Annotated in this window: 19 protein-coding genes and 1 pseudogene; 8 read left to right on the top strand and 12 right to left on the bottom strand. The window is 68.4% G+C overall.

All coding sequences use genetic code 11. The features are described from left to right. Positions 1 to 149: 149 nt before the first annotated feature. Positions 150 to 2,096 carry an FHA domain-containing protein gene (locus ACN20J_RS48985; protein WP_419668695.1) on the top strand — a complete coding sequence of 649 codons (1,947 nt, stop codon included), beginning with the start codon at positions 150 to 152 and terminating at the stop codon, positions 2,094 to 2,096. 778 nt (positions 2,097 to 2,874) lie between these two features. Here ACN20J_RS48985 and ACN20J_RS48980 read toward each other — a convergent pair. Next, positions 2,875 to 3,338 (bottom strand): annotated as a pseudogene (locus ACN20J_RS48980) (SigE family RNA polymerase sigma factor). 481 nt (positions 3,339 to 3,819) lie between these two features. Between ACN20J_RS48980 and ACN20J_RS48975 the strand changes: the two are divergent. Next, entirely contained in the window at positions 3,820 to 4,386 is a 567-nt protein-coding gene (locus ACN20J_RS48975; RefSeq protein ID WP_419668694.1) for a sigma-70 family RNA polymerase sigma factor, read from the top strand. Beyond that, a complete protein-coding gene (locus ACN20J_RS48970) occupies positions 4,383 to 5,144 on the top strand; it encodes a zf-HC2 domain-containing protein (RefSeq protein WP_419668693.1) in 762 nt (253 codons plus the stop codon). Before ACN20J_RS48975 ends, ACN20J_RS48970 begins: the two co-directional genes overlap by 4 nt. Before the next feature lie 85 nt (positions 5,145 to 5,229). Here ACN20J_RS48970 and ACN20J_RS48965 read toward each other — a convergent pair whose 3' ends face one another. Then, positions 5,230 to 6,414 carry an epoxide hydrolase family protein gene (locus ACN20J_RS48965; protein WP_419668692.1) on the bottom strand — a complete coding sequence of 395 codons (1,185 nt, stop codon included), beginning with the start codon at positions 6,412 to 6,414 and terminating at the stop codon, positions 5,230 to 5,232. A 193-nt stretch (positions 6,415 to 6,607) separates the two neighbouring features. Between ACN20J_RS48965 and ACN20J_RS48960 the strand changes: the two genes are divergently transcribed. Beyond that, positions 6,608 to 7,183, top strand: coding sequence for a CGNR zinc finger domain-containing protein (locus ACN20J_RS48960; protein ID WP_419668691.1), 576 nt, complete (start codon positions 6,608 to 6,610; stop codon positions 7,181 to 7,183). A 39-nt stretch (positions 7,184 to 7,222) separates the two neighbouring features. Here ACN20J_RS48960 and ACN20J_RS48955 read toward each other — a convergent pair whose 3' ends face one another. After that, positions 7,223 to 8,299 carry an LLM class flavin-dependent oxidoreductase gene (locus tag ACN20J_RS48955; protein WP_419668690.1) on the bottom strand — a complete coding sequence of 359 codons (1,077 nt, stop codon included), beginning with the start codon at positions 8,297 to 8,299 and terminating at the stop codon, positions 7,223 to 7,225. A gap of 528 nt (positions 8,300 to 8,827) precedes the next feature. Between ACN20J_RS48955 and ACN20J_RS48950 the strand changes: the two genes are divergently transcribed. Continuing rightward, a complete protein-coding gene (locus ACN20J_RS48950) occupies positions 8,828 to 9,919 on the top strand; it encodes a glycoside hydrolase family 5 protein (protein ID WP_419668689.1) in 1,092 nt (363 codons plus the stop codon). A gap of 155 nt (positions 9,920 to 10,074) precedes the next feature. On the opposite strand, the gene ACN20J_RS48945 is transcribed toward ACN20J_RS48950, so the two are convergent. From ACN20J_RS48945 to ACN20J_RS48920, 6 genes are all read right to left on the bottom strand, one after another. Next, complete coding sequence (locus ACN20J_RS48945) at positions 10,075 to 10,722, bottom strand: CHRD domain-containing protein (protein WP_259334151.1); 648 nt, start codon at positions 10,720 to 10,722, stop codon at positions 10,075 to 10,077. Positions 10,723 to 10,941: 219 nt separating this feature from the next. Beyond that, entirely contained in the window at positions 10,942 to 11,298 is a 357-nt protein-coding gene (locus ACN20J_RS48940) for a hypothetical protein (RefSeq protein ID WP_419668688.1), read from the bottom strand. A 448-nt stretch (positions 11,299 to 11,746) separates the two neighbouring features. Further along, positions 11,747 to 12,712: a PfkB family carbohydrate kinase gene (locus ACN20J_RS48935; protein ID WP_419668687.1), complete on the bottom strand. Its 966-nt coding sequence runs from the start codon at positions 12,710 to 12,712 to the stop codon at positions 11,747 to 11,749. After that, complete coding sequence (locus ACN20J_RS48930; RefSeq protein WP_419668686.1) at positions 12,709 to 14,181, bottom strand: purine-cytosine permease family protein; 1,473 nt, start codon at positions 14,179 to 14,181, stop codon at positions 12,709 to 12,711. The genes ACN20J_RS48935 and ACN20J_RS48930 overlap by 4 nt, the downstream gene beginning before the upstream one ends. 54 nt (positions 14,182 to 14,235) lie before the next feature. Further along, positions 14,236 to 15,249: an ADP-ribosylglycohydrolase family protein gene (locus ACN20J_RS48925; protein ID WP_257678038.1), complete on the bottom strand. Its 1,014-nt coding sequence runs from the start codon at positions 15,247 to 15,249 to the stop codon at positions 14,236 to 14,238. Further along, positions 15,246 to 15,965 carry a GntR family transcriptional regulator gene (locus ACN20J_RS48920; RefSeq protein WP_419668685.1) on the bottom strand — a complete coding sequence of 240 codons (720 nt, stop codon included), beginning with the start codon at positions 15,963 to 15,965 and terminating at the stop codon, positions 15,246 to 15,248. Before ACN20J_RS48920 ends, ACN20J_RS48925 begins: the two co-directional genes overlap by 4 nt. Before the next feature lie 115 nt (positions 15,966 to 16,080). On the opposite strand from ACN20J_RS48920, the gene ACN20J_RS48915 reads away from it, so the two are divergent. The 3 genes from ACN20J_RS48915 to ACN20J_RS48905 all read left to right on the top strand — a co-directional run bounded on the left by ACN20J_RS48915 (position 16,081) and on the right by ACN20J_RS48905 (position 18,859). Further along, positions 16,081 to 16,512 carry an aldehyde dehydrogenase family protein gene (locus ACN20J_RS48915; RefSeq protein ID WP_419668684.1) on the top strand — a complete coding sequence of 144 codons (432 nt, stop codon included), beginning with the start codon at positions 16,081 to 16,083 and terminating at the stop codon, positions 16,510 to 16,512. A gap of 99 nt (positions 16,513 to 16,611) precedes the next feature. Next, positions 16,612 to 17,607 carry an LLM class flavin-dependent oxidoreductase gene (locus ACN20J_RS48910; protein ID WP_419668683.1) on the top strand — a complete coding sequence of 332 codons (996 nt, stop codon included), beginning with the start codon at positions 16,612 to 16,614 and terminating at the stop codon, positions 17,605 to 17,607. Positions 17,608 to 17,644: 37 nt separating this feature from the next. After that, positions 17,645 to 18,859: an MFS transporter gene (locus ACN20J_RS48905; RefSeq protein ID WP_419668682.1), complete on the top strand. Its 1,215-nt coding sequence runs from the start codon at positions 17,645 to 17,647 to the stop codon at positions 18,857 to 18,859. A gap of 413 nt (positions 18,860 to 19,272) precedes the next feature. On the opposite strand, the gene ACN20J_RS48900 is transcribed toward ACN20J_RS48905, so the two are convergent. The 3 genes from ACN20J_RS48900 to ACN20J_RS48890 are packed head-to-tail and all read right to left on the bottom strand — an operon-like array spanning position 19,273 to position 22,979. Continuing rightward, positions 19,273 to 20,871: a hypothetical protein gene (locus ACN20J_RS48900; protein ID WP_419668681.1), complete on the bottom strand. Its 1,599-nt coding sequence runs from the start codon at positions 20,869 to 20,871 to the stop codon at positions 19,273 to 19,275. After that, on the bottom strand, positions 20,868 to 21,452 hold the full coding sequence (locus ACN20J_RS48895) for a cytochrome ubiquinol oxidase subunit I (protein WP_419668680.1): 585 nt from the start codon (positions 21,450 to 21,452) through the stop codon (positions 20,868 to 20,870). Before ACN20J_RS48895 ends, ACN20J_RS48900 begins: the two co-directional genes overlap by 4 nt. A 48-nt stretch (positions 21,453 to 21,500) precedes the next feature. After that, positions 21,501 to 22,979 carry an MFS transporter gene (locus ACN20J_RS48890; RefSeq protein ID WP_190231806.1) on the bottom strand — a complete coding sequence of 493 codons (1,479 nt, stop codon included), beginning with the start codon at positions 22,977 to 22,979 and terminating at the stop codon, positions 21,501 to 21,503. Positions 22,980 to 23,044: the final 65 nt, after the last annotated feature.

The following is a 23,044-nucleotide window of genomic DNA, read 5'->3' as shown; positions in this document are numbered from 1 at the left end:
GCCCGAACCTGAACTCGAACAGGAACCGGAAGCATTGAACCCGGTCCCGGATCACCTACGTGTTGGTGTCGTACGCGTCCGCCCTCGCGCCGGAACGGCCACAGGGCGGACGCGTCTTCGCAGCCGAGCACCATCACGAGGAGTACGCAGTGCCATCCGTCATCGTGGGACGCACAGGTCCGTTCACTGGTCAGAGCATGGTTCTCGACGGTGCGTCACTGTCGTTCGGCCGCAAGAGCGACAACGGCATCGTCATCGTGAGCGCCAGCGCCTCACGTCTGCACGCCGAGATCGTGACCGAGGACGCCGGTCACGTGCTCTACGACCGCGACAGCCGCAACGGGACCCACGTCAACGGGCAGCGCGTCACACGGCACGTCCTGCGCCCCAACGACTGCATCCGGATCGGCGACGAGACCTTCCTCTACGAGGCGCAGGACGCGATGGAGACGGTCATGGACCTCTCCCTGCTCGACGCCCCGCGCGTCACCTCCGTCGCCCCCGGCACGCTCCAGGTCACCGTCAGCGGGGGCGGGCCGGTCGGTCTCGCGTTCGCCCTGGCGCTGGAGGAGCAGCTCCGGGGACGGGTGGCCGTGACCGTCCACGACGGGCGCTGGACCAGGGAGGGATCGAGCATCGTCTGGAAGGACGAGAAGCTCGGCAACGTCCGGCGCCAGCAGGTGGTGACCGTCCAGAGCCGGCAGTACATGGCACTGTCCGACCACGTGCGGGAGGCGCTGTTCGACGCGGGCGGCTACTCGGAGATGTGGCCCGTCGGACCGGACTCGGTCGACGGCCGGCCTCCGCGCAACATCCGGATCGCCCACGTGGAGGACCGGCTGTTGGAGCTCGCGAACCAGAGACCGGCCATCAGGCTCGTCCCCAAGCGTTTCGATGCCTCGGAGGAGCAGGAAGGCATCGCGCAGCAGCACGTCCTCGTCATCGCCGAGGGCGGACGCTCCCGGACCCGCGAGTACTACGCCGACCGCTTCGGCGCGGCCGACGCCTCGGTCTACTCCCTCGACGGCGAGCACCTCCAGGACGTCGTGCTCGGGCTGCGGGTCAAGTCGGGGCTGACCGATCCGATGAGCGTGCTGCTGACCGTGGCGCAGAACCGGTTCCTGCTCAACTCGCTGCGCGGCGAGGGCTTTCTCAACATGCGGCTCACCCGCGAGGAGGCCGAGAACGTGATCGGTATCGATCCCGTCCGCAAGGTCTTCGAGGAGTGCATCGCCGCGCGGCCCTGCGTCATGGGTCGCGCCGAGGACAACGAGTTCGTCTGCCCCACGCACGGCACGCTGTTCCTTCCCGCCCTGCTGCGCAACTCCCCCTTGTGGAAGCGCATCCGGGAAGGGCTCAAGCTGTTCGGGGTGGCCGATGACGATCTCACCGCGATCACCTCGTTCCGTCTGGACATGGTGCAGCGCCCGCGGTTCACGGCCCAGCTCACCCGTCCGACTGGGACGTCACCGGGGACCTTCGGCTTCCTGTTGGGCGACGCGGCGAATGCCATCCACTTCTGGCCCGGTCGCGGCCTCAACAGCGGCCTCGCGTCCGCGACCTCGCTCGCCCGCTCACTGAGCCGGGCCTGGCAGGGGCGTCCGCTGCGCGACGCCGACTTCATCCGGCACGAGGCGGCGATGTCGATGCTCCAGTACCGGCACAAGAGCCGGGCCTGGAACGCGATGGTGAGCACCGACGAGCAGGGCGTCACCCGTGCGATCAAGGACATCGTCGCGCGCAGCATGGACCCGGGCCTGGAGCCGCAGCGGTCCGACCTCGACCTGCTGGTCGAGCGCATGGGCGCCATCCGTGAGCGGCTGGCGACCCGCCTGCCCGGACTGCCCACCGACGAGGCACTGCGCGAGCACCTCTCGAGGATCGGGCCCGACACCCTGCGGACCCTCCTGGAGAGCGGGGCGTGGGACACCCTGATCGTCGGCGGCGAGGAGGCCGACATCGACCTCTTCTACCAGACGGATGCCCCCGTCTACGTTCCCCGCCCCGATCCGCGGGACGGTGTGCCGGCGCATGTGCCGCAGGAGGCCATGTTCCTCAATCCGCACAACTCCGGGGAGATCGTCGGTTCCTCCTGAACCGCATTCCGACGTCATCGGTTTCGGCGGGCGGGGACGGGAGAACCGGCGTCCGCAAGGACACACGGCAGCCCGTCCCCGACCCAGCTGGGACAGTCACGACTTGCGCTGTTCCCATGACAGCCAGTCCGACTTTTCGATCACCGAGATCCAGCGCTCGCCGTATTCGATGGTGATGTCGAAGTGCTGCCCCCTTTGTGTCGGCACCCTGGTATCCGACCTTGCCGGGGAGCCGATATCCCGGTCGTACGTCGCACAATGCGAGTTGGGTGCGGAACGACACGAGTTGACGGCCCGCGTGGGCCTTCGTGTCGTACTCCATGTATCGATGGCGGACCACCGCCCCGTTGTCGGCATGGAAAGAGGCGGTCCAGCGTTTCTGGAACCGTCCGTCCGCGCGGGCGTACGTGCAGGGCAGGTCGAAGGCCGGCGAAGGCAGCGGCACGTGCAAGGGCTTCCGGTCTGTCTGCCGCCCGGCCTTGACCGGTGTGGCGAATCGATTGAGACCCCAGAGTCTGATCTTCCCGTTCTTGTTGTACGGGTTGTCGTACAGGAAGTCGTACGCCCGCTCCGCCGTCGGAGACGCCGTAGGCGGGCTCGGCGGGCGGGCCGCCCGCGTCGTGTCCCCGGCAGCACGGCCAGCGCCGCACGCAGCGCGACCGCCACCACGGCCGCGGCCGCCGCGGTCGCCCGGCGACGGGTCCGGCGCCGGTTCCCCCGTGCGCGTACCGCCGCCGACGATAGCCGCAGTCCGGTCTCATCCAGCAGTTCCTCGACGTCAGCCATGGCAGGCAACCCCCTTGGAGGTGAAAGCGGAATCGGCCTCGGCGAGCCGCTCGCCGAGGATTCTGCGGGCCCGGCTGAGCCGGGTGCGAACAGCCCCGCTGGACGCGCCGGTCTCGCGGGCCACCTGCTCCACGGAGAGGTCCAGCAAGTGGTGCAGGATCGCCGCCTGGCGCTGGTCCGGGCTGAGCTCGCGCAGGGCCACCACCAACGCCACCCGGTCCGCGGAGAGTTCGGGCACGTCCGCCTGCGGGCCGTGCCGGAAGTGGGCGCGCAGCCGCCCTCGTGTACGGCGCCAGGTACTGATCGCCAGGCGCATCGCCACCGTGCGCACCCACGGCAGCGGGTCCCCGCCACGGACCAGCCGCGCCAGCGCTGCCAGGCACGTACGTACGACTCCTGCACCGCGTCCTCCGCCTCCGCCGGATCGCCAGTCATCGCATAGACCGTGGCGACCATCCGCTTGGCCGTGCTCGTGTAGAACGCGTCGAAGCCGTGGGAGTCGTCGAACGAGCTTCCCGCTCGCTCTGGGGCCTTCGAGATGAACACGCGTGGGAGACAGGGGATGTTACGGAGGCCCAACGGACGCGTGCGGAGCAGGAGTGGGCCCGCCCCGAGGGCGCGGTGACCGCGGCGGAATCACATGAATCTCGCCGCGCAGAGACCCGATCCCTGCCTTCGCCGCGTAGGACAAGTTGAAGCGCTGCCGAAGTGGCGGCGGTCTAGGGAAAGTTGGAACACGATGCGCACGACCGCTCTCGCCACGGGTCCCGGGCCGGTCACCCACGCGTCACAGATGGCCCTGGCGCATCGTCATTCGGTAACAAGACGCACGGCGTCTGAACGCCGAATACCAGTGACGCAGGTCACTGTGCGACTCCGAACTCTGCCCTGGCGGCACTTCGTGTCTCTGGTGAACCCACGGGGATGGAGTAACCACATGGCGATCCTACGAACTCGTGGCCCACAGGCCACGAGTCATGAAGCACTGATCCGCACGCTCTACGCGGAGCACGGCAAGGCCCTGCTCGCCTACGCGACGCGACTGACCGGCGACCGGGCCGCCGCCGAGGACGTGGTGCAGGAAACACTGATCCGGGCCTGGCGACACCCCGAGGTCATCGCCAACCCCCAAGGATCACTGAGGGGTTGGCTGCTCACGGTGGCCAGGAACATCGTCACCGACCGGTACCGGGCGAAGGCCGCCCGCCCCAACGAGGTGGCCGAGACCGAGACGGTCACGCCGGTCCACCGTGACCACTCCCAGGAGGTGGTCGACTCGGTGGTCATGATGGACGCGCTCAACCAGCTCAAGCCCGAACACCGGGAAGTCCTGGTGGAGATCTACTACCGCGGTCGCACGGCTTCGGAAGCCGCGGGACGGCTGGGCATACCTGAGGGTACGGTCAAGTCCCGCGCTCATCACGCCCTGAAGGCGTTGCGCAAGTTGTACACCCCCAGCAACCCCGAGAGTGCCCTGAAGCTTGGAAAGGTGGGGGCGGCATGAGCACACGACAGCATCCGAACGGCGACCTGCTCGGCGCCTACGTTCTGGGCATCCTGGCGGCCGACGAGCGGTCGACACTCGAGGAACACACCGCCGAGTGCGAGGAATGCCGAATGGAACTGACCGCGCTCCAGGAGATGGAGGCGGCGCTCGGCGAGGTTCCGCCGGAGGCGTTCCTCGAAGGCCCGCCCGAGGACGGGGATCTGCTGCTCCAGCGCACCCTGCGTCAGGTGCGCGCCGAGCAGGCGAGCGCCTGGCGGCGCCGGTCCCTGGCGGTGGGGCTGGGTGCCGCCGCGTCGGCGGCGATCCTGTTTCTCGGGGGCTACGCGATAGGAGGGAACGACTCTGGAAGCGTCACAGCGGCCCCTCCCTCCACGTCTCCGTCCACGTCTCCCTCCGCCTCGCCGTCCACGTCGAGCTCGCCGCCCCAGGAGGGGGTCATGGTCGCGGCGGCGACCGACAGCGACACGAAGGCCTCGATGACGGTGGAGCTCACTCCGGCGAGCGACTGGGTCCGTGTGAACGCCTCGGTCGCCGGTGTCCCGAGCGGTGAGCGGTGCCGGCTGGTGGTGGTCTCCAAGGACGGGCACCAGGAGACGGCCGCGAGCTGGGTCGTCTCCTCCGGACCCGCCCCGACGGCCAGCCCTCAGCCCGGCGAGGGCGGCCTCAACGGCTCCGCCGCCGTGGCGCCCGACGAGGTCGACTCGGTGATCGTGGTGAACGACCAGGGCAAGCAGTTCGTCGGCGTCGACATGTGAGATCCGGCCCGAGAAAGCAGGAGATCCCCCGGGCCCTGCCCCGGGGGATCTCGCTGTAGCCGCCTTCACGCCGGCGTCGACAACGTCATGACCGACTACCGCCGGCAGCCAGCACTGCCGCCAGTCCTTCCTGTAGATCCCTGACGAAGTACTCGGGAACCTCCAGCGACGGGAAATGTCCCCCGGTTTCGGGCGACCTCCATCGGACGATCTGCCGGTACCGCTCCTGTGCCCAGGCACGCGGACACTTCTCGATGTCGCGGGGATACACACTGATTGCCGACGGGACATCGACCCGAAGTTCCGGGTCGAGCGAGTTGTGGCTCTCGTAGTAGATGCGGGCCGACGATGCGCCGGACCGCGTCAGCCAATACAGGGTGACGTCGTCAAGGATCCTGTCTCTGGAAATCGTCTCGAACGGGCTGTCTGCGGTATCCGTCCACTCAGCGAACTTGTCGAGGATCCAGGCGAGAAGCCCGACCGGTGAGTCGACGAGCGAGTAGCCGACGGTCTGCGGTCGGATCGACTGCTGCTTCGCGTACGCCGCGCGGGGACCGCCCCAGAAATCGCGGGTTTCCTCGGCCCATTTACGCTCGCCCACCGTCAGCCCGTCCGTTGACAGCCCGGGTGGTGCCTGCGCGGTCGTGGTGTGGATGCCGATCACGTGCTCCGGGAACCTGCCGCCGAGGATTGTCGTGATCACACCTCCCCAGTCGCCGCCGTGGGCCACGAACTTGCCGTAGCCGAGCCTTGCCATCAGTTCCACCCACGCGGCCGCGATCTTCTCGATTCCCCACCCGGTGGTGGCCGGCTTGTCGCTGTAGCCGAAACCTGGCAGCGACGGGGCTACGACGTGGAACGCCGGCGCGTCTGCGTTTTTCGGATCTGCCAGTTCGTCCATGACATGGGTGAACTCGGCAACGCTGCCTGGCCAGCCGTGCGTCAGGATCAGAGGGGTGGCGTCTGCGCGGGTGGATCGACGGTGCAGGAAGTGGATTCCCAGATCGTCGATGGTCGTGCGGAACTGGCCGATCTCATTGAGGCGCTTTTCGAACGACCGCCAGTTGTACCCGGTGCGCCAGTAGTTCACGACATCGACGAGGTCGGCGAGAGGAACGCCCTGATCCCATCGGCGTGGGTCGGGCGCGGCGCGGTAGACCGTCTCGGCTTCCGGCAGCCGTGCTGCGGCCAGTCGCGCGCGCAGGTCGTCGAGGTCGGTGTCGGTTGCGTGGGCTTCGAATGCTTGCACGTCGCTGGTTGGACGGTTCATGAGATGCCCTCGCCGCGGTGAGCTGACGTGGTGACGACGCCACGATCGATGGTGGCCGCAGCGTCGGTGACGCACCGGTGCGTGGACATGAGACCTCCTGATCATCGATGGAACCGGCTTCGAGCCTGCCGGAACCGGCTAAGACGGTTCTAACAGGCCTCGATGTCGGCGCGCAACCAGCTAAGGTGGTTCCATGAGCGCTCGGTTTCCTGACTTCCGTCTCGGTAAGGTGCTGGCGACCAGCTTCACGGGGACCCTGTCGGAGCGCCGTGGCGACGCCGTGGAGCGCATCCCCACGCCGAACCGACTCGTCGACTGGCTGGCGGTGAGCGGCCTCGCCGTGGAGTCCTGCACCACCGTCCAGCTCGAACGCGCCAAGGAGCTGAGGGAAGCAATTCACGCCGCCGCGACAGCGGCCGCGCGCCGAGACCCTCTCCCTGCGTCTGCTGTCCAGATCATCAATGACTACAGCGCTCAGGGTCGGGCCGCGGCTGCCCTGACACCCGAGGGCATTCGGCAATGGCGACTTGGCTCGGCGTCCTCCGTGGAGGACGCCCTGGGCGTGATCGCCGCCGACGCCATCAGCGTCATCGCAGGCGAACGGGACGGAAAACTGGCCTTGTGCGCATCGCCAACCTGCCAAGCAGCCTTCTTCGACACCAGCCAAAGCCGCACCCGCAGATGGTGCGACATGAACACGTGCGGGAATCGCCAGAAGAAGGCGCGCTTCAATGCCCACAAGCACGAAAACCCAGGGGCAGCGAAGTAATCGTTGCTCTCGGCGAATCCAGGTGGCAGGCGTGTCGGCTCAGGTGAGCAGTTTCGCGAGCAGAGCCATTTCGGTGGGCGGGTCGATCACCGGCTGGATGAGGAGTTCGTCGACGCCGGCCTGTTCCAGGGTGGTGATGCGGGCGAAGAGGTCGTCGCGGGTGCCGACCAGGGCCAAGGTGTTCATCAGCGAGGGCAGAACCAGGTCACGGTCCTGCGGTGCGATGCGTCCGAGATAGTTGGGGTAGAGCTTGGTGTGCCGGTCCGGCGCGGTGGCAGTAGTGCCGCGCCGGTCGAGGAGCCGCCGCACCGCCTCGCGTTCCTCGGGGCCCAGTTGCTCGGCGAAGGCCGGCGTGTCGGCGGCTGTATCGGCGGCGAAGGCCAGCAGTGACAGGACGAGGTGGCCCGTCGCGTCCCGGGCCGCGTCGCCGTGGGGATCCTCGTCCTCGTCGAGCAGGTGGAGCGAGGTGACCACGTAGGAGTCCGACTGGGAGCCCGTGTGGAAATCGGGGTCGTGGGGTGTGCCCTGGGCGGCGTGGCGCCGGGTGTCGTGCAGCGCGTGCCAGGCGGTGGGGTCCAGCAGGCCGAAGGAGATGAGGCCGGTGCCGCGGCGGCCGGCGACGGCGGCGGCCTTCGGTCCGAGCGCGGCCACGACGAACTCGATCGGGTCGGCGGTGTTCACGTGCGCCCCGGCGTGCAGGAACCGGATGTCGCGGACCCGGTCACCTTCCCGGTACTCGGTCAACCGTCCGGCGCACAGGTCCTGCAGGGCGACGGTGAAGTTCTCCAGCCTGGCCGCCGTGGTCGGCCGCATGCCCAGGGTGCGCCGGGCGGTGTTTCCGGTGCCGACTCCGCAGATGATCCGGCCCGGCGCCAGAGCGTTGAGGCTGGCGAGCCCGCTCGCGGCGGCCGGGGCCGAGCGCAGCGCCGGTGAGATCACGCCGATGCCGAGCCTGATGCGGCTGGTGGCCTTCGCACACAGGCTCAGGGCCACGAAGGGATCGCCATGGACCATCGGGGTGTCGTTGACCCAGAAACTGTGCAGGCCCAGCTCCTCGGCCCGCACGGCGAGGTCTTCCACCCCGGGCTGCGCGGCGACAACGACGCCTGCACGCATCAAGCCTCCAAGGTGTGAGGATCGAATCGAACCTGCTCAGCATGGCAGGTCCCGGGGCAGGGCCGTTGCGGAGTCACGTGAACTCGCAGCGTCGCAGGGCGGGGTGGCCGCACCTGACGCAACGAAACCCCCGCCGATTCAGATGACCTTCCCAAGTCGCCAGAGCGGCTGGTCAGGTTGCCGGACCCTCGCTGCATGCGGGGAGTACGCCATCCGTTGGTGAGTTTGGTGCCGATCGCGGCATCCGCGGTAGTGGTCGGCGCCCGCTCACACACGCATACACGGCGATCGGGCAATGGGCCGCTGCGGCCTCGTAGACCGCCTTGGCCCGACCGCTCGCACCCTGGCCAGACGGCGTCCGCCGACGGCGAGGATCACCGGCAAGTCAGCGCGAGCGCCAGACGTTCACTTCCAGATGTGAACGCCTCGAACCGTGGATGCCGTCAGGACTCTTGATACGGGCGTGGTCCCTTGCTTCTCTACTGATAGGAAAGTTTCCTATCAGACAGCTATGTGATCGGAGTTCGCATGACGGCACCCCCACGGTCGTTGCGCCCTGCTGCGCTCGCCGCCCTGCTCAGCAGCGTTCTGCTCCTGCTCGTGAGCGTCCTCCCCACCGCCTCGGCCTCCGCTTCCGCCTCCGCGACCACCGACCGGAAGGCCGCGACACCCGCGGCGACCACACCGGTCGGCCTCAACGGACAGCTCAAGGTCTGTGGCACCAAGCTCTGCAACAGCCGCGGAAACCCCATCCAGTTGCGCGGCATGAGCACACACGGCACCCAGTGGTACCCGCACTGCCTGACCAGCGGTTCGCTCAACGCCCTGGCGCAGGACTGGAAGGCCGACGTCCTGCGTGTCTCGACCTACGTGCAGGAGGGTGGGTACGAGACGAACCCGCAGCACTTCACCAACCTCGCCCACTCGCTCATCCAGCAGGCGACGGACCGCGGTATGTACGTGATCGTCGACTGGCACATGCTCACCCCCGGCGACCCGAACACCAACCTGAGCAAGGCCCGGCAGTTCTTCACCGACATCGCCAACCGCAACAAGGACAAGAACAACATCCTCTACGAGATCGCCAACGAACCCAGCGGCGTGAGCTGGTCGCGGATCAAGAGCTACGCGGAGCAGATCATCCCGACCATCCGCGCCATCGACTCCGACGCCCCCGTCCTGGTCGGAACCCGCGCATGGTCCTCGTTCGGCGTCTCAGAGGGCGCCGACGAGTCCGAAATGGTGAACAACCCGGTCCGCGCGACCAACATCATGTACACCTTCCACTTCTACGCGTACTCGCACCGCGACGAGTACCTCGCGACCCTCTCGCGTGCCGCCGACCGGCTCCCGGTTTTCGTCACCGAGTTCGGCACCCAGAACTACGCCGGCGAGGGAAGCAACGACTTCGCCATGTCCCAGCGCTACCTCGACCTCATGGCGAGCAAGAAGATCAGCTGGACGAACTGGAACTTCTCCGACGACAACCGTTCCGGGGCCGTCTTCAAGACCGGAACCTGCAACAGCAACGGGCCCTGGACCGGCACTTCGCCCCTGAAGCCCGCGGGCGTCTGGATCCGTGACCGCATCGCGACGCCCGACAACTTCCCGGCCGCCTGACCGAACGCCCGTATGGGGCGGCGCCCTCGAGGAACCGGCCTCGTGCGAACGAGTCCGACCTCGGGCGGCGCCGCCCCTCTACGATGTGCCGGGTTCTCGGACAGACACTCACGCACTGGGCGGGGCCGTCCCGCCGGGCTTGGTGGGTGTGACGGTTACTCGGGGTTCTTGACGAGGGAGTTGAGGATCTCCGGGCTCATGGTGTCGGGGACGTCGACGCCGGAAGAGAGCTTGTAGGCCTGACCACGCACCGCACCGCCCGGGAACTCCGCGGTGTGGATGTTGAAGTACCAGTTCTCGGCATTGGCCTTGATGCCCTCCAGCAGGTCCTGATCCTTCACGGTGACCGTGCCGTAGACGAACTTCTTGCCGTCCTCCAGCTTCTTCGTGAAGAACGGGATCTTCACATCGCCGTTGACACCCTTGACACCCTTGTGAAGGTGACCAAGGGTCGGCGTCTCGGTCCCGGTGAACGTGAACGCGTAGGAGACCTGGTCGCCCTGGATCCGCATGAGGGCGAGCGCGTGCCCGTCCTTGTCACCCACGGCCGGCCCGCCCTCGATCGGCACCTCGTTCGCACCGTTGAGGACCGACCCGAAGAAGCTCGCGTCCTCCTTGTTCTTGTCCCACTGGCCGACACCCCGCACGGTCTCGCCCCCGGCGGCGTGCCCGCTACCGGCCGAAGCGTGTCCGCCGGCGGTCGGGCTACCTGCCGCGGCGCTGGCCCCGGCGCCGGTCGCAGCGTCCTCACCGTTGCAGGCGGTCAGCATGAACGAACCGGCAACGGCGGCTACGACGATCATCGCAAAACGCTTGTTCTTCATGGCAGTTGGGGCCTTTCAAGTAGTGGCCGCGGCTGTTTCGCGGTCCGTCATCCACAACACGGACGGCCCTCACGACCCAGGTCTCTCGATGACACTCCTGAGACACTTCTGAGACGACCCGCGATCACTCGGAACACGATCTCGACAGAGAACCCGCACCGAGCGAACCCATAAGCCCAAAAGTCGTGTGACGCCCCTTCAAGGCGTCGGGGCCGTCCCTGCGCAGGTGGGGACCGGAGTGACGGACTCGGCGCGGGCCAGGTCCACGGTGGTCTCGACGCCGTCAGCCTTCAGCACGACGATGCCGCGGCGCACGGAGACAACCTCGACCGCGAAGGACCGACCTCCCGTACCGACGTCGGCGACGCGTTTGGCGTACGGGCAGCCGTGCGCGGCGCGCAACAGGGTCAGTGCGCCGAGTCCGCTGGCGACGAGCGCTGCGAGCAGCAACAGCCCGGCCGTCACTGCCCATTGCGGGCCCTCCTGCCCGACATCGCTGGCGGCCTGGCCGGTGAGACCGCCGACGCTCGTCAGGCCGGTGGGACCGTTGGTCATCCGCCTGCTCCTGCGGGAAAGGTCACGGGCCAGTAGGCGCAACAGTCGGCATACCGCCGTGAATTCCATCGGCTGCCCACACCGGGGGCACGGGCCGGACGGGGTCTGCGGGGTACCGAAGTCCTCCAACATGAAGGAACTCGCGGCGAGTTGTGCATACGTCGGGGTCCGTGTCCGTCCGCGAGCCGGGCGAGCACCGCTGCGCATCGTGCGGCTGCGGAACACCGGCACCGGGCGCCTGCGCCGCACCCTGGCTGAAGATGCCGCTCCTGTCCTATCGATGGGGTTCAGCGCGGACGGCCGCAACCTCACCCCACAGGAACGCGCGATATACCGGCCGGACCAGATGGCCCGCGCCACCTGCCCAGGCTGATCGAAGCCAGAAGCGGCAGCATCCTGCGATGCGCAGCGCGTGTCCTGTCCCGTCTCAGGTCAAGGCCTGAGACCGTCAGCTCAGTCCCAGTGTTCTCGACTTCTCCTCGCCGAGCAGCGCAGTCAGTTCGGCCGTGGTGGGCCCGGTCGCAGGACCTCGCCGTGTCACCGACAAGGCCGCCGCCGCGTTCGCCCCGCGCGCCGCGTCGTAGGCGGATGCTCCGCGCCCCAGCAGGGCCAGGAACGCGCCAACGTGTGCGTCGCCGGCCCCGTTGCTGTCGACCGCGTTCACGGGAAACCCGGGGACGTGCACGATGTCAGGAGAGCCCGGTGCCGCCAGCCAGCATCCGTCCTTGTCGGCCCGTACGACGATCCCGGCCCCGCTCCGGAGGCGCCCGCGCAGCACGTGCGCGGCTTCCCGCGGCTCCGCCATCCCTGTCATGAGCTGGGCTTCCCGCGCATTGCAGCTCAACCAGTCGGTCCGGGCCAGTACCGGGTCCAGGACCTCGGCCGGGATGTCCGCCACAAGCGGACCGGGGTCGAGGCAGACACGTACGTCCTCCGCGAGGCTTGCGACCGTGCAGGACAGCAGAGGGCCGTTCACCTGCATCACCAGGCTGTAGCCGGACACCTGCACCAGGTCGCCGCCGCGCACGGACGCGGCGATCGTCTCCGCCTCGTCGGAGGTCATGCGTGCATCGACTCCGAAGCTCGTGACAAAGGTCCTCTCGCCTCCTCCGTCGACCAGAGCCACACAGAACCCGGTGTCGCCGTCGGAGCGCTCCGGAAGTACCAATCCGATACCCTCCGCCGCGAGCGAGGCACGCACCAACTCTCCGTAGGGGCCAGTGCCATGGAGCCCGGCGTACACGGCTTCGGCACCCAGTCGACGGGCCGCGGTGAGTGTGTTGAAGCCTCCACCCGCGTACAGCTCGGTGCGGGTTCCGATGACATCGCCACCGCGCTCGGGCAGAGAGGGGACATCGATGACCAGGTCGACGATGACGTTCCCTGCAAGGACGACTCGGTAGTCGCTGCTCATCGGGTGGCCTCCTCAAGCGTGGTGGAGCCGGCGGCGGAGTCGGCGGTCACCGGTTGACGCCGTCCGAGCAGCGCGTAGGCCGCGCCGGCTGTGACGATCGCGATGAGCCACCCGAGGCCGTTCGTACCGAGCCAGGAGTCGGCCAACGGCCCGGCGAACCACACATCGTCCGCGCCGGTCGCGGCCTTGGTGAAGAGCAGCCCGGCTGCGATCGCGGCCAGCCACGCGACGACGGCGGGCAGATGGAACCCGCTGGTGTACCAGTAGCGGCCGCCGCGTCCCGTGTCCATCAAGCCGGCGGGATCGTAGTGACGGCCTCGGAGCATGTCGACGGCGATGACACCGATCCAGGCAGAGATCGGCACGGCCAGCAGAGTCAGGAAGGTGCTGAACGGGCCGTAGAAGTCGTCCGCAACGAGCATGAAGTAGATGCCGCCGAGGAACATCAGGACGACATCGAGAACGACCGCCCAGGCGCGCGGCACACGAATGCCGAGCGTGATCATCGTCAATCCGGCCGAGTAGGTGGAGAGGTGATTGGACATCAGCAGTCCGCCGAACGCCGCGATCAGGTACGGGACCGCCATCCAGGACGGCAGCATCGCGTTGATCGCCGCGACCGGATCGGCGGAGGTGGCGAGCGTCGGATCACCGGCCGTGAGGAGCGAGCCCAGGGAGATCAGCAGCACGAGTGGAATGCCGGCCCCGAACGCCGAGGCGCGCACGAGCCGCATGCCCGGGACCGCCCTCGGCAGGTAACGGGCGTAGTCCGCACCGGCGTTGGCCCATCCGATGCCGGTGCCGGCCGCTATGAAACCGATGCCCGCGATGACGCCGCTGGCCGGGCCGGCCGGGTTGTCGAGCACCTTCGACCAGTCGACGGTCGCCACAAGGAAGCCCATCACGACGAGGTTCAGGACTCCGAAGACCACGGTCGCCCACTTGTTGATCCACATGATGGTGGCGTGCCCGAGCCCGCTGATCATCAGCGTGCAGGCGATGAAGACCAGCAGACACAGCAGTGTAAGGACGGTGCCCCGGCCGGCTCCGAAGACCGTGTTGAGCAGGGCGAGCAGCGCGTACGCAGCTGTGGTCGTGGTGATCGTCTCCCAGCCGACCCGGCTCAGCCAGGTCACCAGGGTCGGCCCGTGATTGCCGCGCGGCCCGAACACCGCACGTGACAGCGTCAGGGCTGGGGCCCCACCCTTCTTGCCCGCGATGCTCAACGCGCCCACCAGTGCGAACGAGCCCACCGAACCGCCGACCGCGACGAGGACGGCCTGCCAGATGTTCAAGCCGCGGAAGGCGACGAGGGTCGCGCCGAGCGGCAGACCCAGGATTGAGATGTTGGCGGCGAACCACGTCCAGAACATCTGGCTCGCGTGACCGTGCCGCTCGCTGTCGGGGACCGGCTCGATCCCACGGGTCTCCACGGTGCCGACGCGGTCGTTCTTCGTTGAAGCAGCCATCGCGGGACCTCCTTGCCTGTGCTCGGTACAGAGGGAAATGAAGGGGGGAAGGGTTCAGCGGGTGCGGTAGGTGAGCAACTGCCGGGTCAGGGATTCCAGTTCGAGATCGTTGACCTCTTGCAGGGTGCGTACGGCGTCGCCGGGCAGGGCGCTGAACCCCGCCACGGCCCCCGCGATCCCACCAGCGATGGCAGCGATGGTGTCGCTGTCACCGCCGAGATTCGCGGCCAGCAGTGCGGAGCGCCACGGGTCGCCGTCGGTGAGGGCCAGTACCGCGAACGCGGCCGGGACCGACTCCTGGCTGGCGACGCTGGTGCCGATAAGCGCGTCGATCCGGTCGAGCGCCACTGCTGTGTCCAGGCCGGCCACCAGTTCGCGTGCCCAGGCGATGCGCGCCGAGATGCTGGCGCCCGCGGTCCAGTGCCCGCGCCGGGCGCCGGCCGCCGACACCGTGATCGCGGCCTGGAAGGCATCGTCGAGTGAACCGCCGGCGATGCCTGTGGAGACGGCTGCGGCGACGGCCGACGCTCCGGCGATCCCGAGGTTCGTGTCATGCGTGACCTGGCAGGACTCGACGACCTGGTCCAGGAAGCGTTCCGTGTCGGCGGTGTCGAACGCGATGCCGACCGGCGTCACCCGCATCGCGGCGCCGTTCGTCGTGCCGTGCTTGCCTGCCTCCTTGAGGTCGACGCCGCGCGTCACCGCGTCCAGGGCTGCTTTCGTCGACGGGCCGAGCAGGTCGAACGACCCCTTGGCCTTCATCTCCTTCTCCCAGGACAGGAGTTCCTCGGCGAACCGCCTGGGATCGACATGTCCGTCGCCCTCGACCAGGAGCCGAGCCACGATCACCGCCTGGTCGGTGTCGTCTGTGACGGATCCGGCCGGCATCCCGGCGCTCACCGGGTTGTCGGACCGCGCGGGCTCGAAGCCGCTCAGCGTCCCATAGACCCGCACGACGTCGGCGCGGGACATGACCTGCGTCGGCATCCCGAGGGCGTCGCCCAGCGCAAGCCCGTAAAAGGCGCCGAGGGCGCGGTCGAGCAGGACGGGATCGGGTGTGGAAGTCACAGCTGGGCTCCTCGGCCAGTCCGTACGTGCAGTTGGAACCGGGACGGATCGAGCAGGCTGGTGACCTTTTCGACGACGTCCCCGTCCGCGCCCCGGAACACCTGGGAGACGCGGAGGAAGGACTCGCCGGGCGAGCGGTGCAGGATCGCGGCCTCGTCCGTGTCGAGTCCGGCGACGGCGATGTGCGCCTCACCGGAGTCGGGGATGCGGCCCGCCGCCGCGAGGGTGCGGCTCAGGGAGCCGTCGTCCAGTCCGCGCTCGGGCAGGTCGGCGAGGCTCCCGACAGCGGGCACGCGGCTGAACTCCAGCGAGACGCCGTGTCCGTCGGCCAGCCGACGGACACGGTCGAGGGCGATGAACCACGTTGATTCCAGGCCCAGTTCGTCGGCGAGGGCATCGTCCCGTGTCCGCTCGAAACGTAGGGTCTCGGTCGTCAGTTCCGTGCCCTGTGCGGCGAGCGCACGGGTCCAGCCGAGCTGTTGGTCGAGAGGAGCGCCGTCAAAGGTGACGATCGACCCGATGCCGGCATGCGTCTCGATGAGCCCCTGCTCGCCGAGGACCCCGAGAGCCTGCCGTACCGTCGTCCGGCTCACCCCGAACCGCTCCCGCAGTGCGTGCTCGCCGGGCAGCTTGCTGCCGTCGGCATGCACGCCCGCACGGATCTCCTCGGCCAGCACATGAGCGACACGATGATGCTTGTAGACCTGTCCAGGCATGTCTAGAAACTAGACCCCGAGCTCCGGACCTGTCTACACCTGTCCAAAAAGTTGAACCGGATCTCCCGCAGTCGGGGCCGGGGCAGCTCATCGGCGATTGCGCGGTTCCTGCACCGTGACGTCGACGTGCTCTCCTCCGCCGGTTCGACGGAGGTCGGGAAGGTGTTCCTGCGCTACGCGGCCGACAGCAACCCGAAGAACATCGTCCTCGGACGCGGGGCAAGAGCCCTCAGATCGTGGCGGCCGATCTCGCCGAGGCCGCGTTCCGCGATGCCGGCCAGAACTGCACCAGGACTCCGGCGGCTGGTTCGTCGCGCGCGCCGTCATCGACAACGTCTCCCCCGCCATGGCCGTGGCACGGGACGAGGCCTTCGGCCCGGTCGTCACGGTGCCTGCGTTCGACGCCGACGAGAAAGCACTCGCCGCTCGCCGTAGCCGACGACACCGATTGCGGGCCGGCCGCCACCGTCTGGTCCCACGGCATCGACCGGGCCCTCACGCCGGCCCGCGGTGTCCGGGCCGGTACCGTCGCGGTCAATGGACCTGACGCCGAGCACGCATCCTCACTGCCGTGTCCAGACCGGGAATCAGACGTCGAAGGCTCGTAGCCAGGGCCGACCGGCGCGCGACGAACCACCCAGCCGCCATGCGGCGTGAACCTGCGGAGGTCGAGATCACCATGACGACACGGGACGGCACCATCGGCGTTCTCCTGCCCCGCGACACCCCGACGCGGGACATCATCCCCTTCGCCCGGCGTACGGAGGAACACGGCTTCGACGAGTTGTGGGTGGTCGAGGACCTCGGCTACCGAGGAGGACTCGTGCAGGCGGCCACCGTCCTCGCCTCCACCACGCGGATCCGGGTCGGCGTCGGACTCCTGCCTGCCGCCGCCCGCAATGTGGCCTTCACCGCGATGGAGATCGCGAGCCTCGCCCAACTGCATCCCGATCGCCTCGACATCGCCGTCGGCCACGGCATGCCGTCCTGGATGCGCAGCGCCGGCGCATGGCCGAAGAGCCCCCTGACCCTCCTTGCCGAGTACATCACCGCCCTGAAGTCGCTGCTGAGCGGCCAACCCGTGGATCAGCACGGGAAGTACGTGCACATAGACGGAGTACGACTGCATGAGAGCTCCACTCCGGCTGTGGCCCCCGCCGTCCTGGCGGGCGTGCGCGGTCCCAAGTCCCTGGCCGTGTCGGGTGACGTGGCCGACGGCACGCTCCTCGCTGAACCGGTGACACCGGCCTACGTGACAGAAGCCCTCAAGCACATCGCGCCCACCCGCCCCCACCGTCTGGTCGCGTACAACATCGCGGCGATCGACGACGATCCCGCCGCCGCACTGGCAGCCGCCCGTCCCGCCCTCGCAGTGGTCGGAGAACCGGACTGGCAGCCCCACATCGCCCCGCTTCCCTTCTACGACGACCTGGTCGCCCTGCGCTCACGGTGTGACAGCGCGGAGGAGTTCGCCCGCGCCCTGCCGGACGAATGGGTACGACAACTCGCCGTCGCAGGCACGCCGGAACAGGCACAGTCCAGGTTGGCGGACTTGTTCGCCGCGGGTGTCACGAGTGCGATCCTCGCCCCCGTGGGTCCCGACTACCTGGCGTCGCTGGAGTCGCTGGCGGCGGTCTTGTGACCAGTAGACCGACACACGTGAAAGAGCACAGATCTTGATGGACCCGGCCACGCGCCGCCGCCGTGCGGCGCTGTTCCTCTTCTTCCTCATACCCGGCCTGTCGATTTCGTCATGGGTGACCCGGACGCCCGACATCCGGGACCGACTCGACGTCTCTACCGCGCAAATGGGCATCGTCCTGTTCGGGCTGTCAGTCGGATCCATGATCGGCATTCTCAGTTCCGGAACGCTCGTGGCCAGGTTCGGCACCCGGCCCGTCATGGGCGCCGCAACCATGCTGATCATCCTCAGCATGGCGGTGATCGGCCTCGGGACGGCGCTTTCCTCCGCCCCGGCAACCACCGCCGGACTGTTCCTCTTCGGAGCCGGAATGGGCGGTGGAGAGGTCGCGATCAACATCGATGGCGCCGACGTCGAGCAGATCACGGGACGGACGGTACTGCCCACGCTCCACGGCTTCTTCAGCCTGGGAACCGTCGTCGGGGCCGCGCTGGGAATCCTGTGTACCGCTGTCTCCTTCCCGGTGCAGTGGCACCTGACCGCCATGGCCGCCGTCACGGCAGCCATGTTTGCCTATGCCTTCCGCTCCATTCCCCATGAGGTCGGCAAGACCCGAGACCACAGCTCGCAGTCCGACGCAAGCACCACACAGGCCCCGGCGCGGGTCTGGAAGGACCCACGGCTGTTGCTGATCGGTGGGGTCATCCTGGCCATGGCACTGGCCGAGGGTTCCGCCAACGACTGGCTGCCCCTGCTCATGGTCGACGGCCACGGCGTTGACCCCGCCCTGGGGTCAGCCGTCTACACCGGCTTCGCCGCGGCCATGACCATCGGCCGTTTCGCCGGCGGATTCCTCATCGACCGCCTCGGCCGCGCCCCCGTCGTCCGAGCCAGCGCCATCTGCGCGACCTTCGGAATCGCCGTTGTCGTCTTCGCCGACTCGGCCGCCCTCGCGGGCGCCGCCGTTCTCCTCTGGGGCCTCGGAGCCTCACTCGGCTTCCCGGTCACTCTCTCGGCGGCCGGTGATTCCGGGCCCAACTCAGCCGCGCGAGTCAGCCTCGTGGCGATGATCGGCTACGTCGCGTTCCTCGTCGGGCCGCCCTGCCTCGGTTTCCTCGGCGATCACTACGGCCTTCGCGTCGCCATGATCGTCGTCCTCGCCTTCACCGCCGTGGCGATCATCCTGGCACCTGCTGTCGGCACACGCTCCGACGCCGCCTCCCCCGCCACCGAGCCGACAGCCCAGCTGTGAGAGGTGGCTGCATCTCCTCGGTTCGTCGACGATCAGGACCTGCGGGTGGCGGCCAGGGCCCGGCCCAGGTAGACCCGCCGGAGTTCACCGCTGGAGAACTGCCTCCCGCCGGGGCCGACCAGGGTTCGGGCGGTCAGTCCGCTGTCGTTCAGCCGCAGTTGGGCGAGGCGTTCGTCAGTCTCGTCGTCGGTCAGGGCGGTGCGTCGGCGAGACGCCAGTTGGATCCGAGTGTGCCGGTGAAGAGATGGTCGGCGGCGACGGCCACGACTGGGAACAGGTGACTCCGGAACCCCCTTTTGGGTGAGAAAGGGGGTGTTGCGCCGACAGCTCCACCACTTGCTGGAGGTGGGGCGGTTGCGCAACCGGTCGTCGTTCGTGGCACCCCCGTCGACGGCTCAGTGGAACGAGGCTGGTCACCCCGAGGCCAGCTGTTCCGCTATCTCCTGGATCCAATCGCCGGTCTTCGCCGGGTCGTTGAGGGTCTCAACCCATGCTTCCGGCTCCAGTTTGTGCTTGGCGGGGCCGGATTTGAGAGCGATGAGCAGGGATCTGGCGGACTCCCGCATCTCGTCCGTCGTGCTGCCGCTCCCGGGGATGTCGGGACCCGCCGCCAGGGCGTAGATCTCGCGAGCCATGGCCTGGCGTTCGCCCTTCGACACCTTCTTCCAGAACTTCAGGGCATGCTTCAGTGATTCCTTGCGGGACGCGGCCTCCTCGGGGGTCTCGCCCTTCGGCGCCCAGCGCTCGGGGTGGTGGACCTCTTCGTAGCGCTTCGTGGCGGCGCGGAGCGCCTTGTACATGGTGACGCCGAGGACGAGTCCGGCCCCGGCCCCGGCGAGGCCCCATCCGACCGGGTTGCTCGCCAGCCCGACTGTTCCCGCCGCGACCGCCGTCACGATGCCGGCTGCGGCCTTGGTGGACTCGCCCCCGCCGCTGACCGTCTCCTTGCCCATCTTGGTGAGCTGCTTCTTCTTCGCGTACGCCTGCACCGTGCTCAGCTTTTCCACGTCTTTTTCGGCGCGCTGGAGGCTCTCGGCGGTGTCACGGGCTTCACCCATCGCCTCCCAGGCGGCGTCGATGGCCTCGGAAACGAGCTCCAGCCGTTCCTGGCCGTCGTGGGCCCAGTAGGCGTCCAGTGCGACGTAGGCCTCCGCGGCGGCCCAGCCGGCCTGCTCCCGCGACTCGTTCAGCCGGGCCAGTGACCCCGCGTGGACGAGGTGGGGATCTCCCAGGTTCTTGACCTCCTTGTACTTGCGGGCCGCTCCCCCGACGCGGAAGGCGGACCGCATGCCCTTGATCGCGCCGATGGAAGCGCTGGCGATACCGCTCGCCTCGGACGCCACCGCGGCGTCCGCCGCCTTCTGGACCTTGGTCACCTCTTTGGCGATGGCGGCGCTGTAGCTTCCCGAGTTGGCGGCGCCGACAACCGCGTCGGCCCCCTTGGTCTTGGCCTTCTTCTTCGCCGTGTGGTGGTTGGCCCCGGTCTCGTGCTTCTTGGCGTCCTGCATGTTCTTGTACGCGTCCATGCCACTGACCACGGTGCCGGCGGCCTCCGTGAGGAGGTTCCCCGACGCCGCGGAGGTCCCCGAGGCGGCCGTGGAGTGCTTGAGGCCCTCATTGGCCGAGACGGCGGCCTGCTGGGTGAAGGCCGCGTTGGTGGGGGTCTGGAAGCCCTTGATGAAGGTGTCGATGGGTTCGAGATTCTTCTTGAACCTGTCGAGGAGCGCGGCGATCCGGTCGCGATAGTTCTTCTTCGCTCCGGCGGACGCGCCGCCGTTCTCCGCCGCTCTGTCTCTCTCGGTGTCCCGGGCGGGATCTCGGGCGGTGTCCCGGGCGCGCTGCACCGCCGCGGTCGTGGCCCGGTTGCCGGCGCGGGACTGCATCGCGAGGAGGGCGTGCTCCGTCGAGCGTGCGGACGTACTCCCGGTCCGGCTCCCTTCCCGACGCTGCTGGGCCGACGTCAGGACGGCTGCAGACTGCCGTGTCGAGGTGGGGTGGATCGGGGTGCTCATGGATGGGCCTCTCCTGTGCCGGACCGGGCGAGGCGAAGGTAGCCACACCTGGCAAACAGAAGGGGTGCTGCGGGGAAACTCCTCACGGAGACTGTGGGGCGCGTGTGGTGGATCGAGCGACGGGCGAAGCCCTTCGCGCGCCCCTTGACCAGGTACCAGGCCGAGATCCCCGCGCCGAAGAAGCTCGCCGAGATCAGCACGGCGGCCAGCATGTGCGGCCGGCGCCAGATGAACGACGGGTTGAAGATGACACGCATCCAGTCCGTGGGCTCGAACTGCCCGTGGACGACCTTGAATCCGGCGGGGGTCCGCATCCACGAGTTCGCCGCGATGATCCACGCGGACGACAGGACGGTGCCCACCGACACCATCACGCTGGACAAGGACATCGTGCCCTTGCGGACGCGGCCGTCCCCGTAGAGCAGGACACCGATGAAGCCCGCCTCGACGAAGAAGACGGTCACGCCGATCGCGAAGCCGACGGCGAAGATGCGCCGCCAGAAACGGAACATCTGCAGGTAGAGCGCCCTACCGGTACGCCAGTACAGGAACTGCCATCGCGACAAGTCGAGCAGACTCATCACTGGTCCCTTTCGTAAGGGGCTGGTTCAGGTTCGTATGGGGCCGGTTCAGGCGTCGACGACGGGAGTGGCGGCCGACGTGGCCTTGTTGAAGCGAGGCAGGGCAGCAGCGCCGGCCGCGAGGAGGGCGACGATGCCCATCTGCACGTACTCAACTGCGGCGAAGGCGTGGGCGACGTCGTGCGGGGCCAGAGCCAGGTAGAGGGTGCCGAGGGTGGCAACGCCGAGCGCCAGTCCGCTCTGCTGCAGGGTGATCAGCACGCCGCTGCCGATACCGGCCATGTGCGTGGGCACGTCGGCGAGCACGCTGCGGAACAGGCCGGCGAACAGCATCGACTGTCCGGCACCGACCAGGGCCAGTGGCACGGCCATCGCCCACAGGCTGACGTGCGGCCAGTTCCCGAGGAGGACCGCCACCAGCGAGGCCAGTCCGGCGAGTTGGACGACGGCACCGGCGGACAGCGCCGCCCGGCCGAACCGTGTGATCAGGCGCGGCGCGACCAGTGACCCGGCGAAGAACAGCAGGGCCATCGGCAGGATCGCCAGCCCGCTGTGCAGGGCGTCGGCGTGCAGGCCGTTCTGGACGGTGAGGGCGAAGACGAACATGAAGGCACCGAAGCCGATACTGAAGGCGAACACCATGGTCAGGCCGCGGGCCATCGACGGCAGGCGCAGCAGGGACGGCGGCAGCAGCGGGACCTCGCCGCGCCGCTCGGTGCGCTTTTCCACGAGGTAGGTGGCGGCGCCGAGGACGACTGCGACGGCGAGCATCAGCCAGGTCCACCACGGCCAGCCCAACGAGTGTCCCTCGGTCAGCGGAACCAGCAGGGCGGTCAGGGTGGCGGCGAACAGCACGGTGCCGGGCAGGTCGATGCCGACCGGGTGGTGCGATCGGGTGTCGGGCACGATCCGGGCCGCCACCAGGAGCACGATCACGCCGATGGGTACGTTGACGAGGAAGATCGGCCGCCAGGAGGTGCCGGCGATGTCGGCACTGACCAGCAGGCCGCCCACCAACTGTCCGACCACGGCGGCGATTCCGGAGGTCGCCCCGTACAGGGCCACGGCACGGGCCTTGCGCTCTCCTTCGAGGACGTGGTGGAAGGTCGCCAGCACCTGCGGGATGAGCAGGGCGGCCGTGGCGCCCTGGACTGTGCGGGCCGCGATCAGCGCACCCACGCTCGGCGCGACACCGCAGGCCAGCGAGGCCAGCACGAAGCCCACGAGCGCCCCGAGGAAGAGACGCCGACGGCCGAAGCGGTCACCCAGCCGGCCGCCGAGAACCAGCAGGGTCGCGTACGCGACGCCGTACCCGGCGATCACCAGCTCCAGCGACGAAGCCGAGGCGTGCAGCGAGGCGTTGATGCTGGGCAGGGCCACGTTGGTGATGAAGAAGTCCATGATCGGCAGGAACGCGCCCGCCAGCAGGATGAACACCCCGGCCGGGTGCAGGCCGCCCGCGCGGGCCGTGGCATGGGGCGAGCGTGCAGCAGTCCCGGTATGCCGGGAGGAAGTACTTGTCGTCATGACAGCCCCCAAAAGACTGTAGTTATGAACCTATAACTATGAACTCATAACGAGTATGTGCCCAT

Origin of the sequence: Streptomyces sp. 2-1, from assembly GCF_048564895.1 — a bacterium.
Classification (GTDB): domain Bacteria; phylum Actinomycetota; class Actinomycetes; order Streptomycetales; family Streptomycetaceae; genus Streptomyces; species Streptomyces phaeochromogenes.
This window is presented reverse-complemented; position numbering and strand designations above follow the sequence as displayed.